General features: G+C 65.3%; 9 protein-coding genes and 1 pseudogene. 6 read left to right on the top strand and 4 right to left on the bottom strand.

Annotation, left to right across the window (positions count from 1 at the left end; translation table 11 throughout):
• The 3 genes and pseudogenes from IQ458_RS02670 to IQ458_RS02660 all read right to left on the bottom strand — a co-directional run.
• The coding region (locus tag IQ458_RS02670) for a pseudouridine synthase (protein ID WP_203321823.1) at window positions 1-1538 on the bottom strand (1538 nt) is incomplete at its 3' end.
• Between the two features lie 17 nt (window positions 1539-1555).
• A pseudogene (scpB, locus tag IQ458_RS02665) lies at window positions 1556-2404 on the bottom strand (SMC-Scp complex subunit ScpB); the annotation flags it as partial.
• A 46-nt stretch (window positions 2405-2450) separates the two neighbouring features.
• Complete coding sequence (locus IQ458_RS02660) at window positions 2451-3356, bottom strand: segregation and condensation protein A (protein WP_183641932.1); 906 nt, start codon at window positions 3354-3356, stop codon at window positions 2451-2453.
• A gap of 385 nt (window positions 3357-3741) precedes the next feature.
• On the opposite strand from IQ458_RS02660, the gene IQ458_RS02655 reads away from it, so the two are divergent.
• The 3 genes from IQ458_RS02655 to IQ458_RS02645 all read left to right on the top strand — a co-directional run bounded on the left by IQ458_RS02655 (window position 3742) and on the right by IQ458_RS02645 (window position 6710).
• Window positions 3742-4041, top strand: coding sequence for a YciI family protein (locus IQ458_RS02655; RefSeq protein ID WP_141453122.1), 300 nt, complete (start codon window positions 3742-3744; stop codon window positions 4039-4041).
• Window positions 4038-4313, top strand: coding sequence for a BolA family protein (locus IQ458_RS02650; RefSeq protein ID WP_203321822.1), 276 nt, complete (start codon window positions 4038-4040; stop codon window positions 4311-4313). Before IQ458_RS02655 ends, IQ458_RS02650 begins: the two co-directional genes overlap by 4 nt.
• A gap of 111 nt (window positions 4314-4424) precedes the next feature.
• On the top strand, window positions 4425-6710 hold the full coding sequence (locus IQ458_RS02645) for a glycoside hydrolase family 3 N-terminal domain-containing protein (RefSeq protein ID WP_203321821.1): 2286 nt from the start codon (window positions 4425-4427) through the stop codon (window positions 6708-6710).
• Between the two features lie 78 nt (window positions 6711-6788).
• Here the strand turns inward: IQ458_RS02645 and IQ458_RS02640 are convergent, their stop codons facing one another.
• Window positions 6789-8333 carry a sulfatase family protein gene (locus tag IQ458_RS02640; protein WP_203321820.1) on the bottom strand — a complete coding sequence of 515 codons (1545 nt, stop codon included), beginning with the start codon at window positions 8331-8333 and terminating at the stop codon, window positions 6789-6791.
• 305 nt (window positions 8334-8638) lie between these two features.
• Here IQ458_RS02640 and IQ458_RS02635 point away from each other — a divergent pair, with 305 nt between their 5' ends.
• The 3 genes from IQ458_RS02635 to IQ458_RS02625 all read left to right on the top strand — a co-directional run bounded on the left by IQ458_RS02635 (window position 8639) and on the right by IQ458_RS02625 (window position 16097).
• Window positions 8639-9670, top strand: coding sequence for a LacI family DNA-binding transcriptional regulator (locus tag IQ458_RS02635; protein ID WP_203321819.1), 1032 nt, complete (start codon window positions 8639-8641; stop codon window positions 9668-9670).
• Between the two features lie 88 nt (window positions 9671-9758).
• The gene (locus tag IQ458_RS02630; RefSeq protein ID WP_203321818.1) at window positions 9759-12737 is read left to right on the top strand and encodes a TonB-dependent receptor; all 2979 of its coding nucleotides are present in this window, start codon (window positions 9759-9761) and stop codon (window positions 12735-12737) included.
• Window positions 12738-13031: 294 nt separating this feature from the next.
• Window positions 13032-16097, top strand: coding sequence for a TonB-dependent receptor domain-containing protein (locus IQ458_RS02625; protein ID WP_203321817.1), 3066 nt, complete (start codon window positions 13032-13034; stop codon window positions 16095-16097).
• Window positions 16098-16195 lie beyond the last annotated feature (98 nt).

Raw genomic sequence — 16195 nt, 5'->3', positions numbered from 1 at the left:
GGACGGCCACCCGGACGCGGGCCGGCGTTCTGAGGACGGTTGCCGCCGCCGCCGGGACGACCACCCTGCGGGCGCGGACCACGCGGCTGCCCGTACGGGCTGAAGCCACCGGGCGTGGCGTGATCGGAGGGGAAGCTCGGTGCGTTGCCGGGGTGGCCGTACGGACGTGCCGCACGCTGCGGCTTGCCGGCACCACCGCCCGCACCGCCGCCGCCGCCGGGACCACGCGGACCGCGCGGGCCACGCGATTCACCGCCGAAGCCGCCGTATTCATTGCCGAAGCCGGCACCGCCCTGCGGACGGTTGCCGCCACGCTTGCCGGCACCGCCGCCGCCCGGACCCTTGCGGCCGGGACCGGCGTTGCGGTGCCCGGTCGGACCGGTATCGACGCCTTCCGGCACGTACCAGCTGCGGAACGCGGCCGGATTGCCATCCGGCAACGGCTTGGGACCCTTCATCTTGCGCTGCTTGAACGGCTTCTGCGCCTGCTTGGCGGCGGCTTCGCCGCTGACCGTCAGGCCGCCGTGCGGCTTCTTGCCGCGACCACGGCCGCGATCCTCGCGCACGTGATCGAAGCGACGCAGCTCGCGGCCTTCGTCGGCGGTGTTGTGGCCGTTGACGTAACCCTGGCTGCGGCCTTCGCGCGAGACGTGCACGGTGGACTTGGCGGCGCGGCGCTGGCCGATCACCGGTTGCAGCGTCAGCGCGGCGGGGGCGCCGTCTTCCAGGCCCAGTTCCTTGCGCAGTGCTTCGACCTGGGCGTCGGACAGTTCCTGCGACTGGCCGCGCAGCAGCGGCTGCGGCAGCGAGATGCGGCCGTAGCGGGTGCGCTTGAGCCGGCTGACCTGGCAGCCCTGCGATTCCCACAGGCGACGCACTTCGCGGTTGCGGCCTTCCTTGACCACCACGCGGAACCAGTCGTGCGAGTCGGTGCCGCCGATGCGTTCGATTTCATCGAACTTGGCCGGACCGTCTTCCAGCGCGACGCCGCGATGCAGGCGATCGACGATGTTGTCCGGCACGGTTTCCTGGCCTTCCGGGGCGCGCACGCGCACCACGTATTCGCGCTCGACCTCGTAGGACGGATGCATCATCGCGTTGGCGAGTTCACCGTCGGTCGTCAGCAGCAGCAGGCCGGTGGTATTGATGTCCAGGCGGCCGATGGCGATCCAGCGCGCGCCCTTGAGGACCGGCAGCGCCTCGAACACGGTCGGACGGCCTTCGGGATCCTCGCGGGTGGTCACTTCGCCTTCGGGCTTGTTGTACATCAGCACGCGCGCCGGTTCGGTCAGCGCGCTGGCGACGAACTGGCGACCGTCGAGTTCGATCTTGTCGCCGCTCTTGACGCTCATGCCGACCTGGGCGGTCTCGCCGTTGACCTTGACCAGGCCGTCGGCGATGCGTTGCTCCAGCGCGCGGCGCGAGCCCAGTCCGGCCTGCGCCAGCACCTTGTGCAGGCGCTCTTCCAGCTTGTTGGCGGGGGCTTCGGCGGCGGCGTCGCGCTTGAGCGACAGTTTGTTGCGGGGGGTATTGCTCATGATTTCTGCTCCGACGAGGCTTCCGCGTCGTCATCCTGGGTTTCCGGGGAAATATCGGCGTCGCCTTCGTTTTCGTTTGCGGCGGCCGGTTCGTGTGTCTCCGCGTCGTCGTCCTGCGCGGTTTCGATGTCTGTGCGTGCGCCTTCCGTGGCGTCTTCCTGCGGCTGCGCCGGGGCGTCTTCGCCCGGGGCATCCGCTGTTGTCGGGTTGTCTTCGTTCTCGTCACCGGCCCCGGTGTCGAGCGGGGCGGCATCCGCGTCGTCGGCGCCGTCTTCCGCATCGAGGGCGACGCCGGCCGGAACCGGCGCGCCATCCAGCGGCAGCTGCGGTTCCAGTTCGCCGATGTCCTTCAGTTCCGACAGCGGCGGCAGTTCGTCCAGCCGCTTGAGGCCGAAGTAATCCAGGAAGCCCTTGGTGGTGCCGAACAGCGCCGGCCGGCCGGGCACGTCGCGGTGGCCGACCACGCGGATCCACTCGCGCTCTTCCAGCGCCTGGATGATGTTGCTGCTGACCGCCACGCCGCGGACCTGTTCGATCTCGCCGCGGGTGATCGGCTGGCGGTAGGCGATCAGCGCGAGGGTTTCCAGGGTGGCGCGGGTGTACTTGGTCTTGCGCTCGGTCCACAGGCGGGCGACCCAGGCATGCACGTCGGCCTTGACCTGGAAGCGGAAGCCGGAGGCCACCTCGACCAGTTCCACGCCGCGTTCGGCGCAGCCGTCGCGCAGTTCCTCCAGCGCGCGTTCGACGCTGCCGGCCGGCGCCGGTTCCTCTTCCGGGAACAGGCCGTGCAACTGGGCCAGCGCCAGCGGCTGGTTGGCCGCCAGCAGGGCGGCCTCGACGATGCGGTTGATGAGCGATTGATCCATTCGAGCGCTTGCGTGGGTTCGGGCGGATGGAAAGGGGACGCGCCGGTCAGGCGTCGTTGGCGGCAGCGTCGCTGTCGTCGAACTCGCTGGAGAACTGCAGCGGTTCGTTGGTGTTGTTCAGCGCCAGCGACTTGACGTAAATCGGCGCCAGCGGGGCTTCCTGCACGATGTCCAGCAACTGCTCCTTGGCCAGCTCCAGCATGGCCAGGAAGGTCACCAGCACGCCCAGCTTGCCTTCCTCGGCGGTGAACATGGACTCGAAGCGGTGGAACCTGCCGTCGTCCAGCCGCGCCAGCACGTCGCCCATGCGCTGGCGCACGCTCAGGGCTTCGCGCTTGATGGCATGACCGGTGAACAGCTCGGCGCGCTTGAGCACGTCGTGCAGCGCCAGCAGCATTTCCTTCAGCTCCACCGGCGGCGGCAGCTTGACCGCGGCGCGGTCCGGCACGTGCGCCTGCACCGGGGTGGTGTCGCGATCCTGGCGGGGCAGGGTGTCCAGATCCTCGGCGGCCTGCTTGAAGCGTTCGTACTCCTGCAGCCGGCGCACCAGCTCGGCGCGCGGGTCGGTTTCGTCGCCCTCCTCGTTGACCGGCCGCGGCAGCAGCATGCGCGACTTGATCTCGGCCAGGATGGCGGCCATCACCAGGTATTCCGCCGCCAGCTCGAAGCGCAGCTCCTGCATGACGTTGATGTAGTCCACGTACTGGCGGGTGATTTCCGCCACCGGGATGTCCAGGATGTCCAGGTTCTGCCGGCGGATCAGGTACAGCAGCAGATCCAGCGGACCCTCGAAGGCATCCAGGATGACTTCCAGCGCGTCCGGCGGGATGTACAGATCCTGGGGAATCTGCAGCACCGGCTGCCCATGCACGACGGCCAGCGGCATTTCCTGCTGCTGCGGGTGCGTGGACTGGCTTGTCGGGGTCGCGTCTTGCGCGAGTTCGGAGCTCATCAAGAAACAGCCGTAGTGCGGGTCACAATGCCTTCGATTGCACGCGCCGCCGCAGGGACGCCATGGTCTTCATTGCCGACCAGGGGCTTGCGGGCGAACGCTTCCGTACAGCAAACATGTCATCACGCCGTAGAGGAGCTCGCCGCGAAAGAGGCGGCGGCCGACAGCGAGGAGGTCGTCGGCGCGGGCGGGTGGTGGCAGCGAATCGATCGTCGTTGGGCGGCTGGCCGGCCGGTCCGGCGCAGTGCCTGGGAAATCCCCTGACGGGCCGCTGCTTCCGGCCGTGCAGTGGAGGCAAGAGTAAGCGCTGCGCCCGGCGCTGTCCAGCACCACCGGGCGGGTGGCCCGTACAATCCGTTCATTCCCGACCCGAGCGAGTGAACCCATGTGGTATGCCATAGAAGGCCATGACACCGAAGGCGCGCTGCCCCGGCGCATGGCCGCCCGTCCCGCCCACCTGGCCCGGCTGACCGCGCTGCGCGACGAAGGCCGCCTGCTGCTGGCCGGCCCGTGCCCGGCCATCGACGCCGAGGATCCGGGCGAGGCCGGCTTCAGCGGCAGCATCGTCATCGCCGAGTTCGAGTCGCTGGCAGCGGCCCAGGCCTGGGCGCAGGCCGATCCTTATATGGAGGCCGGGGTGTACGCGCGGGTCGACGTGCGCCCGTTCCGCAAGGTGCTGCCGTGACCACCGAGCGGGTCGAGCGCATCCGCCAGGCGCTGGAACAGGCGTTCCAGCCCGAGCGGCTGGAAGTGGCGGACGACAGCCATCGCCACGTCGGCCATGCCGGCGCCCGCGACGGGCGGGGGCACTTCGATGTCACCATCGTCAGCGCCGCCTTCGCCGGACGCGCGCCGCTGGCCCGCCACCGGGCGATCTACGCCGCGCTGGGGGAGATGATGACCACCGACATCCACGCCCTGTCCATCCACGCCTCGGCCCCCGGCGAAGCCCGCTGAGCCTCGCGAAGCATCCATCGCCGGTTCCCCGATCCGGGGCCGGCGGGCGGTTTTGCAGGGTGCGCTGAAAACGTTTACATTCCGCCCCTTGTCCATGGGAGGTGGAAACACATGAACAGTCGTATCCGCGCCGGCCAGTCCGCTAGCGCCCGACCGCGCGCGCGCCGCCACGGGTGGCTGGCGGCGGCGATCGCCACGGCGCTGATCGCCCCGGCCGTCGGTGCCCGCACCCCGCAGGCCCCCGCCGGCGAGGCGGCCTTCGTCGAGGCCCTGCTGGCGAAGATGACCGTGGAGGAGAAGCTGGGCCAGCTCAACCAGCCGCCCGGACTGGGCAACGACACCGGCCCGCAGGCGATGGCCGGCGGCGAGGACCAGATCCGCAACGGCGAGATCGGCACCTTCCTGGGTACCCAGGGCGCCGAGCTGACCTGCCGCCTGCAGCGCATCGCGGTCGAGGAATCGCGCCTGGGCATCCCGCTGATGTTCGGCTACGACGTCATCCACGGTTACCGCACCATCTTCCCGGTGCCGCTGGGCGAATCGGCCAGCTTCGATCCGGTCGAAGTCGAGAATGCCGCGCGCGTGGCCGCCTGGGAGGCCGCCGGTTACGGCATCCACTGGACCTACGCACCGATGGTGGACGTGGCGCGGGATCCGCGCTGGGGCCGCATCGTCGAGGGCGCGGGCGAGGATCCCTACCTGGGCTCGGTGCTGGCGGCGGCGCGCGTGCGCGGCTTCCAGGGCAAGCAACTGGGCAATGGCGACACCCTGCTGGCGACCGCCAAGCATTTCGTCGCCTACGGCGCGGCCGAGGGTGGCCGCGACTACAACATCGCCGACATCTCCGAACGCACCCTGCGCGAGGTGTACCTGCCGCCGTTCAAGGCCGCGGTGGACGCGGGCGCGGAGTCGGTAATGGCTTCGTTCAACGAAGTCGGCGGCGTGCCGATGCATGCCAACGGCGATCTGATCAACGACGTCCTGCGCAAGGAATGGGGCTGGGATGGTCTGCTGGTCAGTGATTACACCGGCGTCGAGGAACTGATCAAGCACGGCGTGGCCGGCAATCGCACCGACGCGGGCGTGCTGGGCCTGCGCGCGGGCGTGGACATCGACATGGTCAGCCGCATCTACGTGAAGGATCTGCCGGCGGCGGTGAAGGCCGGCAAGCTGCCGATCGCCACCGTGGACGAGTCGGTGCGCCGGGTGCTGCGCGCCAAGTACCGGATGGGCCTGTTCGAGGATCCGTACCGCTACTGCGATGTCGAGCGCGAGAAGGCGCGCACCCTGACCGCCGACAGCCGCAAGGCCGCGCGCGCGATGGCGCGCAAGTCGATGGTACTGCTGGACAACACCGGCGGCGTGTTGCCGCTGGACAAGCAGAAGGTGAAGACGCTGGCGGTCATCGGCCCGCTGGCGGACCTGCGCCGGGCGATGCTGGGCAACTGGGCCGGCGCCGGCCGCGACGAGGACGCGATCACACCGCTGGCGGGCATCCGCGCGGCGGTGGGGTCGGGCACCCAAGTCGTGTACGTCGAAGGCACCACGCTGGAAGGCGGCGAGACTACTGGCATTGCCGAGGCGGTGAAGGCGGCCCAACAGGCCGACGCGGTGCTGCTGTTCCTGGGCGAGCACCCGGACATGAGCGCCGAAGCGCGCAACCGCACCTCGCTGGATCTGCCGGGTGCCCAGCAGGCGCTGGCCGATGCGGTGGCCAAGGTCGGCAAGCCGACCGCGGCGGTGCTGCTCAACGGTCGTCCGCTGTCGATCGGTCCGCTGCGCGAACGCGTGCCGGCGATCCTGGAAGCGTGGTTCCCGGGCGTGGAGGGCGGCAACGCCATCGCCGACGTGGTGTTCGGCGACTTCAATCCGGCCGGCAAGCTGCCGGTGACCTTCCCGCGCACCGTCGGCCAGGTGCCGATCTACTACGCGCACAAGAACACCGGCCGCCCGCCGAGCGAGACCGAGCGCTACACCTCCAAGTACATCGACGTGCCGTGGACCCCGCTGTACGCCTTCGGCCATGGCCTGAGCTATACGACGTTCCAGTACGGCGGCCTGGCGGTGAAGCATCCGCGCATCGCCACCGACGGCAGCCAGGAAGTCAGCGTGACCGTGACCAACACCGGCAAGCGCGCCGGTGCCGAGGTGGTGCAACTGTACGTGCGCGACGATGTCGCCTCGGTGACCCGTCCGGTCAAGCTGCTGCGCGGTTTCGAGCGCGTCGAGCTGGCGCCGGGACAGTCGAAGACGCTGACCTTCAAGCTGGGCTTCGAGGATCTGGCGATGTACGACGCGGCGATGAAGCGGGTGGTGGAACCCGGCAGTTTCACCGTGTTCGCCGGCGGCAATTCGGTGGATACGCTGGAAGCGAAGTTCGAGGTGACCGCGAAGTAAGGTCGCCGCTACACGGACCCGGAGTGCAGAGGCCCGCCACTGGCGGGCCTCTCTTTTTTACGGGGAAGAACCGGCGGGTCAGGCCGGGCACTTGCCCGGCGCCAGCGTGGGCGCGACGTAGCCGGGCGGGTCGATGTCCCCGATCTGTGCGCGCAGGGCGGTGATGCGTTGCTTCAATACAGCGATCCGATCGGCATGTTCGGAGTGATCGATCAGATTGACCTGTTCGTCCGGATCCTCGCGCAGATCGTAGAGCGCCCATTCCTCCGGCTGCTCCCAGAAGTGGATGAGCTTCCAGCGCCCAGTGCGCACGCCGCGATGCTTGCGCGCGCAGTGCACCGCCGGGTACTCGTACCACTCGTACAGGAAGTCCTGGCGCCATTCGGTATGGCGTTCTTCCAGCAGCGGCTTCCAACTGCGTCCGTGCATCCATGCCGGCGGTGCGACGCCCGCCAGATCGAGCAGGGTAGGGGCCACATCGATGTTCAGCACCATGTGCCGGTCGTCGGTCCGGCCGGGACGGATGCGACCGGGCCAGCGCATGAGCGTGGGCACCCGGATCGAAGGCTCCAGCATCAGCCGCTTGTCGTAGAAATCGTGCTCGCCCAGGAACATGCCGTTGTCGGAGGTGTGGACGACGATGGTGTTTTCCGCCAAGCCCTCGCGATCCAGGAAATCCAGCACCCGTCCGACGTTCTCGTCCACGCCCAGCAGCACGCGGTAGTAGTTGCGGATGAACGCCTGCAGCACCGCGCGCTCGCGCTCGTCCACGGGCAGATCGCGAGCCACCTGTGCCTTGCGGCGTTCGGCGTCGCGGAAGAAATCGCCCATGTCGCCGATTTCCTGCGTGGTCCGCGAGAATGCAATCGGCGAGCCAGCGGGCTGCGGCTTGCCGAAACCGACCGGCAGTGGAATCTCGACATCCTGGTAGGCGTCATCGAAGCGCGGATGCGGCTCCCATGGGCCATGCGGTGCCTTGAACTGGTAGCACAGGCAGAACGGTCGATCCTTCGGGCGCTGTTGCAGATAGGCCAGCGCCTGATCACCGATCACGTCGTCGGTGTGGCCGCGGAAGCGGACCGGCGCGCCATTGACGATGAACGAAGGATCGAAATAGCTGCCCTGTCCCTTCAGGATGGGCCAGTGATCGAATCCGGTCGGCATCGACTTGATATGCCACTTGCCGACCACCGCGGTGTGATAGCCGGCCTGCTGGAGCAGCATCGGATAGGTGATCTGATCGTGGCGCAATCCCATCTGTTCGTACCAGCCCGGTTCCTCGCCGTTGCTGGTGACGCCGTGCGCGTGCGCGTACAGGCCGGTGAGATAGCTGGCCCGGCTGGGCGCGCATACGGACGTGGTGACGAAGGACTGATCGAAGCGGATGCCCTCGTGGCCGATCCGATCCATGTGTGGTGTCTTGAGGATCGGATTGCCGTAGATGCCCAGCGCCTTCTGCGCCTGGTCGTCGGTCATGATGAAAAGGATGTTGGGCGCGTCGCGTCGTGGTTCGGCCGCCTTCAGTCCGCCGCCGGCACCGGACAATTGGCGCAGCAGGGCAGCGCCGACGAGGCCGCCGCCCAGCAACTTGATGGCCTGCCTTCGATCCAGGGGAGTGCTCATTCGGGCACCTGCGCGAGGGACGTGCGGGTCAGCCTAGTGGAAGCTGGAAACGATTACATGCGGCGTCGCGAAACGTCTGCGCGAACGACGGTGCTCGGCAATGTCCGTGCGACAAGGCTCAAGTCCCCAAATGTCCCGCACCTGTCCTTTTTGCTGCGTCGCAGCACGTGTGGGCGTAAAAAATGCTCGACTAAGTGGTTGAAATGACTGCGCTGTCATGAGTATCTAACCTGGGCTTTACATCTCGTTTTGAAAACGTTTACAGTCCACTTCAAGTGCAGTCATGACCGCGGAGGGGCGGTGCAATGGCGCGAACGGCCGTCACCATCAAAGATGTGGCACGCGAGGCGAAGGTATCCGTCGCCACGGTGTCGCGCGCGCTGAACGGACACGACAACGTGGCCGAGACGGTGCGTCGCCACGTCGTGGAAACCGCCGACCGCCTGCGTTACCAGCCGCATGCCGCCGCCCGCAGCCTCAGCAGCCGCCGTACCCAGACCATCGGCGTGGTCCTGCCGGACCTGTACGGCGAATTCTTCTCCGAATTGATCCGCGGCATCGACCAGGTCGCCCGCGCACGCCGCCAGCATCTGCTGGTGTCCAGCTACCACGGCCATCCGGAAGAGCAGGGCGAGGCGCTGCGCGCGATGCGTGGCCGCGTCGACGGGCTGCTGGTGCTGTCGCCGTACGCGGATCGACCCGGCTTCCTCACCGACAACCTGCCTTCGGCGCTGCCGGTGGTGCTGATCAACACCCAGCTCGACGGCGCGCCGTATCCGGTGCTGAGCATCGACAACTACGGCGGCGCCCGCGCGATGACCGAACATCTGTTGCAGGCCGGACATCGCCGCATCGCCTTCATCGGCGGGCCCGACGACAATTTCGACGCGCGCGAACGCCTGCGTGGCTATCGCGATGCGATCGCCGGCAAGGGCGAGGCGTGGGAACTGCCTGGCGACTTCAGTGAAGCGACCGGTTACGAAGCCGGCAAGCAGATCGTTTCTTCGAAACAGCGCCCGGATGCGGTGTTCGCCGCCAACGACATGATGGCGCTGGGATGCCTGTACGCATTGAACGAAGCGGGCGTGAACGTGCCCGATGAAATCGCATTGGCCGGCTTCGACGACATTCCGCTCGCGCGCTTCGTTCACCCGCCCTTGACGACGATGCGGGTCAGCATTGCCGAACTGGGCGGTCACGCGATGACCCGCCTGCTGGATGGCATCGATGCGGAGAACAGCATGTCGAATGAAGCGCAGACCCTGGTGCCGGACCTGATTGTCCGGGAATCGAGTGGAGGACGTACCCAGGACGGGAGGCCCCAGGCGCAGCCATAGCCCGGTTTTTTTTAAGCCGATTTTGTAATCGATTTCAGAAGCAATCGAGTCAACTAACTGCAAGTCCACTGCCTTGGGAGGGAGAGTCATGAGGCACCCGGAAACTCGCAACCGCCGTTTCGCCCGCAGGATCCTGTCCTGCGCGCTCGCCAGTGGTCTGGCGATGAGCGCACCGGTGGTGTTCGCGCAATCGACCAGCGCCACCTTGCGCGGGTCGGTCCAAGCCGAGTCCACGGTCACCGTGACCAACCTGGGCACCGGCCTTACCCGCTCGGTGAAAGCATCCAATGGCAACTACAACATTGCCGGCCTGCCGCCGGGCAGCTATCGCATCGACGTGGTTTCCGGCGGGCAGAGCACCAGCCGCAACCTGACTCTGGCGGTGGGCCAGACCGCCACTCTCAACCTGGCGACCGCCGCCGCGACTCCGCCAATCGCGGGCGAGGCGACGACGTTGGACACGGTGAGCGTGACCGCGCCGCCGGTGATCGTCGAAACCAAGACCTCGGAAATCGCGACCTACGTGAGCAGCAAGCAGATCGAGGCGCTGCCGCAGAATTCGCGCAATTTCCTCGCCTTCGCCGATACCGTTCCCGGCATGCAGTTCATCAGCAGCCCGAATGGTTCGGAAAGCCAATTGCGCAGTGGTGCGCAGGGCTCGAGCAACATCAATGTCTTCATCGATGGCGTCGGCCAGAAGAACTACGTCACCCCGGGCGGCATCACCAGCCAGGACGACAGCCGCGGCAATCCGTTTCCGCAGTCGGCGATTGGCGAGTACAAGGTCATCACGTCCAACTACAAGGCCGAGTACGACCAGATCAGCAGCGCCGCGGTCACTGCAGTCACCAAGTCGGGTACCAACGAGTTCTCCGGGAGCTTCTTCTGGGACCGTACCTCGGACAGCTGGCGCAAGCCAAACGTGGTGGAAGAAAAGCGCGGCTACAAATCGCCGGAGGTTACCGAACAGTACGGCGTGACCTTTGGTGGGCCGATCATCAAGGACATGCTGCACTTCTTCCTGTCCTACGAGGCCAAGGAGTTCATCGTCCCGCGCAACGTGACGCCGCCGGCCGTGTTCGATCCCAGCGTGCTGCCTCCGGAGCTTGCCTCGATATACGGCGGATACAGTGTTCCCTTTAACCAGGATCTGTACTTCGGCAAGCTGAGCTTCCAGCCCAGTGACGCGCACCTGTTCGAATTGACCTTGCGCTACCGCAAGGAAGACTCCATCAGCCCGGGCAGCGACATCAGCGCGCCCTCGTTCTCGACCAACTTCGTCAACGACGAGAAGCGTGGCGACCTGCGCTACCAGTTCAGCTCGACCAACTGGCTCAATGACGCCCACATCACCTTCGAGGAAGCCGCGTACAACCCCAGTCCGGTGACCGCGGGGCCGGGCTTCCGCTACACGATCGTGGATCCCAACAATCCGACCGGCAATCCGCGGCTGGGCGTACTCAACCTTGGAGGCGGAGCCACGTTCCAGGACAAGGGCCAAAAGGGTTTCGGATTCCAGGATGATCTGACCTATTTCGGCTTCGAAGGCCACACCCTGAAAATGGGCGTGAAGTACAAGGACGTCGAGCTCAACGCATTCCAGCAGAACCCGCCATATCCGCAGTACTACTTCGACGTCAACGAAAGCCTGACCCAGCCCTATCGCGTCGAGTTCACCGCTCCGTTCGCGGATCGCGCACCGTTCGTCGAATCCAAGAACAAGCAGTTCGGCATCTACATCCAGGACGACTGGGAGGTCAACGACAAGCTGACCCTCAATATCGGCCTGCGCTGGGATTATGAAAAGAATCCGAGCTATACCGACTACAGGATTTCCGATGATCTGCTAGCCGCCCTGCGGGGGTGGACTCGTATCCAGAACACGGACTACAACATCGAGGATTTCATTCCCAACGGCCGGCGCAAGGATTTCAAGGATGCGTGGCAGCCGCGGCTGGGATTCTCCTATGACCTGTTCGGCGATCAGCGGCATGTGATTTTCGGCGGCGCTGGGCGCGCCTATGATCGCAATCTGTTCGATCTGATGGCGCGCGAGTACTACGCGGGCGCGTTCATGTCGTACGCGGTCAGTTTCCCCACGCCGTTGCATCCCTGCACGCCCTCGGCAACCTGTATCCCGTTCGATCCGGCCATCTTGACGCCGGCCGGGATCGCGGCCTACGTCGCTGGCAATCCGGAGCAGGGCGGAGAGGTCAATCTTCTCAACAATGATCTGAAGACGCCGTACTCGGATCAGTTCAGCTTGGGCATGCGCAATCTGTTCCAACTGTGGGGCCACGAGTGGAACTCTTCCGTCACCCTGTCGCATATCGTCAGCAAGGACGGGATCTACTTCCGATTGGGCAATCGCTGGGAGGATGGTTCCTTCCATCAGGTCCCCGGTGCGACCTGGGGCGGGCAGCCATGGGATGAGCGTATTCCGGGCTATGGATCCCTGATCCTGGGTGACAACGGTATCGAGTACAAACTGAATTCCCTGCTGATTTCGCTCGACAAGCCCTATACCGCAGAGTCGGGGTGGGGTTTCAACCTGGCCTATACCTACAGCGACGCCAAGGAAAATCGCACCAACGCGTCCAACGGCGAGACCTTCTATGGCGACGGGCCACGCCTGACCAGTCGTTACTACATGTCCACCGGCGTGCCCAAGCATCGGTTGGTGCTGTCCGGCATTTACGATCTGGGCTGGGACACCATGCTCAGTGGCAAGCTGGTGCTGTCGACGCCGACACCGCGTGATGCGACCAACTGCAACGACGCTCCTTCGGACAGTTTCTGTTTCTACGATCCGTTCGAGCCGGAAGGGACGATCGGCTACAAGCAGTTCGATATGGCGCTGGAAAAGCGCTGGGACACCGGGACGGATCTGCGTTTCAAGATTCGCGCGGACCTGCTGAATGTCTTCAACTGGCGCAACTGGAACCAGTTCGAAGGCTGGCGCGGTGGCCCCAACGAGGCACGCAACCCGAAGTTCGGAAAACGCAACGGCGACGAGATCCTGTGGCCGACGCGCACGTTCAAGCTTTCGTTTGGACTCGACTGGTAGCCCGAACGCGAGGTCGGCATCTCCGGATGCCGACCTCCAAAAAAAATTTGCCCTGACATGTAAACGATTTCAAACGAGGCCCACCCACACGAATGCCCCGCAACTCCGAGATTTTCGAATGACAGCGCTGTCCGTCGCGCCGTGCGCACCACCGCATGGCGACGGAGGCGAACCGCGGTTCCGGCTTCGCGTCCGGGGCAGCGGTTGACGGCTAGACGAGTACGCATACGCAACACCTGACACTGTTCCAAAACAACACGCCGTGAAACACGTCCACACATCTGGAAACATGACATGACACATCGCAATCGAAGCGCTTCCCGACCCAATCGCACGCTCCTGGCGTGTGCGTTGGCGAGCTGCCTGGTGATGAGCACGCCCGTATTCGCCCAGTCGACCGGCGCCACGCTACGCGGCCAGGTGGCCGGTGCGGCGGCGAACACCGAAGTCGTCGCCACCAACGTTGCCACGGGCGCGGTTCGCCGTACCCAGACTACCGCAAGCGGCACCTATACCTTGGTTGGCCTGCCGCCAGGCACCTACACCGTGCAGGCCGGTGGCGCTTCCCAGACCGTGACCCTGGCGGTGGCCGCCAGCTCAACCCTGAACCTGGACTCCGGCGCGCCGGTGGCGGCGCCGTCCGGCGAAGCCACCAACCTGGACACGGTGACGGTGTCGGCACCGCTACTGCGCGACGTGCGTACCTCTGAAGTCGGCAACACCATTTCCCAACGCCAGATCGAAACGCTGCCGCAGGCGACCCGCAACTTCCTGGAGTTCGCCGACACCATCCCGGGCATGCAGTTCAAGATCAACAACCAGGGTGTGGCCGAACTGCGCAGCGGCGTGACCAACACCAGCTCGACCAACCTGTACATCGACGGCGTCAGCCAGAAGAGCTATGTCGAGCGCGGCGGCATCGCCGGTCAGCAGCAGAGCGCGGGCAACCCGTTCCCGCAGCTGGCAATCGGCGAATACAAGGTCATCACCTCCAACTACAAGGCCGAGTACGGCCAGATCAGCGGCGCGGCGATCACCGCTGCGACCCGTTCGGGTACCAATGAGTTCGAAGGCGAGTTGTTCTATCACTACACCGACGAAGGCATGCGTGAGAAGCTGCCCAATGAGTGGAACAAGAAGAAGGGTTCGTCGCAGATCAAGGAATGGGGCCTGGCGGTGGGCGGCCCGATCCTGAAGGACCGGATGCACTTCTTCTTCGCGTACGAGAACAAGGAGAACATCTACGCACAGACGGTCCAGCCGTCGGCCGAGTCCGGCAATGTCGGCGATCTTCTGCCTGCGGATCTGCGATCCCAATTCGGTGCCGCCTATGTTCCGCTGGACGAGGATCTGTACTTCGCGAAGCTGAGCTGGGATCTCAACGAACGCGACCGCCTGGAACTGAGCGCCCAGTACCGCGACGAAACCCAGGCCGGCAATATCGGTGGCCAGGACACGCCGGAGCACGGCCAGCAACGCATCAACAAGGACGAGCGTTCCAACCTGCGCTGGCAGCACAGCGGTGATCGCTTCTTCAACGAGTTGATCGTCACTACCGAGCGGACCGAGAACAACCCGAATCCGTTCGGCTTCGGCAATGGTCGCAAGATCGCCTGGCTGCAGGATACCGGCCAACCGGAGCCGGCAGAGCGCGCGTTGATAAACCTGGGGCCCGCCGACGGCTTCAGCGTCAAGAGTGCCATCCAGAAGGGCTGGTCGATCCAGGACGACCTGACCTTCAACAGCTTCCAGTGGCATGGTGATCACACCATCAAGATGGGCGTCAGCTTCAAGTCCATCGACCTGACGTCAAGTGATGGCCAGCCGTACAACCCGCAGTTCACCTACGCCTTCGATCCCGTCACCGGCGTGGTGTCGGACATCCCGTACCGGGTGGAATTCCTGGCGCCGTTCGACGAGCCGGGACAGTCGGCGCTGATCAAGACCGATGCCAAGCAGTACGGCTTCTACATCCAGGACGACTGGCAGGTGAATGAGCACCTGATGCTGAACTTGGGTATCCGCTGGGATTACGAGGACGTGCCGGCCTATACCGACCACGTGACTTCGCCGACGTACCTGGCGGCGTTGTACGGCCCCGATCCGGACAACCCTGGCGAGCCGTGGATCAATCGCTGGCTGAAGGGTGGCAAGGACGCGTTGAATCCGGCCGACTACATCAGCAATGGCCACAACCGCAAGGGCTTCAAGGACGCCTGGGCGCCGCGCTTCGGCTTCTCCTATGACATCTTCGGTGACGAGCGCCACGTGATCCACGGCGGCGCGGGCCGTTCCTACGACCGCAACCTGTTCAAGGATCTGGCGCTGGAGAAGACCAAGTCGGCGGTGTCGCTGGTGCGCTTCGAATTCCAGGACCCGCTTACTGGCCAGTGCGTGCGCGAGCCCGCCAGTACAGGGCGCTGCCTGCCGTGGGATCCCGCTTATCTGGGCGGCATCGACGTGCTCGGCGAGGCCATCGCCGGCCGCGGCGGCGCGGAAGTCTTCATGCTCAACAACAAGCTGAAGACCCCGTACTCCGACCAGTTCAGCCTGGGCATCACCAACCAGATCGGCGAGTGGCTGTCGGACGTGACCATCCAGCGCATCATGTCGCGCGATGCGTTCGGCTTCACCCTGGCCAACCGCCATCCGGATGGTTCGTTCTTCAGCAACGGCGGCGCGCCATGGGGCGGCACCGTGCCGGGCTATGGCGGCACGATCGTTGGCGACAATGGTGTGGAGAGCAACAACACCCAGATCCTGCTGTCGCTGGAGAAGCCGTACACCAAGGCTTCGGGCTGGGGCGTGAACTTCGGCTACACCCACACCCAAGGTCGCCAGAACAGCACCAACGCGGAAGATCCGTTCGCTTATTTCGACAAGTCGCGCCTGGGCTACGTGCCGTTCGTGAAGTCGGGCAACGCGCCCAAGCATCGCTTCACCGCGTCCGGTTCGATCGATGGTCCGTGGGGCATCACTTTCGGCGCCAAGATCGTCCTGGAGACACCGACCCCGCGTAACACCATCGCCTGTTTCGGCTACACGGCGTGGGACGGCTCGAACTGCCAGTTGGTGGGTTTCACCCCGCCGGCCAATGGCAAGTTCCTGATTGGCGGAAAGATCTTCAGCTACCGCACGGTGGACTTCCAGGCGACCAAGGAGTTCGCGATGCCGGGTGACACCAAGCTGACCATCCGGGCGAATCTGTTGAATGCGTTCAACTTCAAGAACTACATGGATTACTCGTACAACAGCTTCGGCAGCGGCGGAAACTACGATCCGGATATCTCGATCAACACGCGCGGCAACATCTACTACTTCCCGCGCACGGTGAACGTCGAAATCGGATACAAGTTCTGACGGCCGCGCCGCGGCATCCTCTCTCCGGGTGTCGCGGCAACGCCTTGCAATGGTCTTCCCGCGTTACGCCTGCCGCTCCCGGGAAACCGGAGCGGCGG

Origin of the sequence: Pseudoxanthomonas beigongshangi (assembly GCF_016820515.1) — a bacterium.
In the GTDB taxonomy this organism is placed as follows: Bacteria; Pseudomonadota; Gammaproteobacteria; order Xanthomonadales; family Xanthomonadaceae; genus Pseudoxanthomonas_A; species Pseudoxanthomonas_A beigongshangi.
This window is presented reverse-complemented; position numbering and strand designations above follow the sequence as displayed.

Excerpts from the sequence above, each read along its gene's own strand:
- IQ458_RS02630 (WP_203321818.1), top strand. The coding sequence starts at position 9,759 with ATGAGGCACCCGGAAACTCGCAACCGCCGTTTCGCCCGCAGGATCCTG.
- IQ458_RS02645 (WP_203321821.1), top strand. The coding sequence starts at position 4,425 with ATGAACAGTCGTATCCGCGCCGGCCAGTCCGCTAGCGCCCGACCGCGC.
- IQ458_RS02640 (WP_203321820.1), bottom strand. The coding sequence starts at position 8,333 with ATGAGCACTCCCCTGGATCGAAGGCAGGCCATCAAGTTGCTGGGCGGC.
- IQ458_RS02625 (WP_203321817.1), top strand. The coding sequence starts at position 13,032 with ATGACACATCGCAATCGAAGCGCTTCCCGACCCAATCGCACGCTCCTG.
- IQ458_RS02655 (WP_141453122.1), top strand. The coding sequence starts at position 3,742 with ATGTGGTATGCCATAGAAGGCCATGACACCGAAGGCGCGCTGCCCCGG.
- IQ458_RS02660 (WP_183641932.1), bottom strand. The coding sequence starts at position 3,356 with ATGAGCTCCGAACTCGCGCAAGACGCGACCCCGACAAGCCAGTCCACG.
- IQ458_RS02635 (WP_203321819.1), top strand. The coding sequence starts at position 8,639 with ATGGCGCGAACGGCCGTCACCATCAAAGATGTGGCACGCGAGGCGAAG.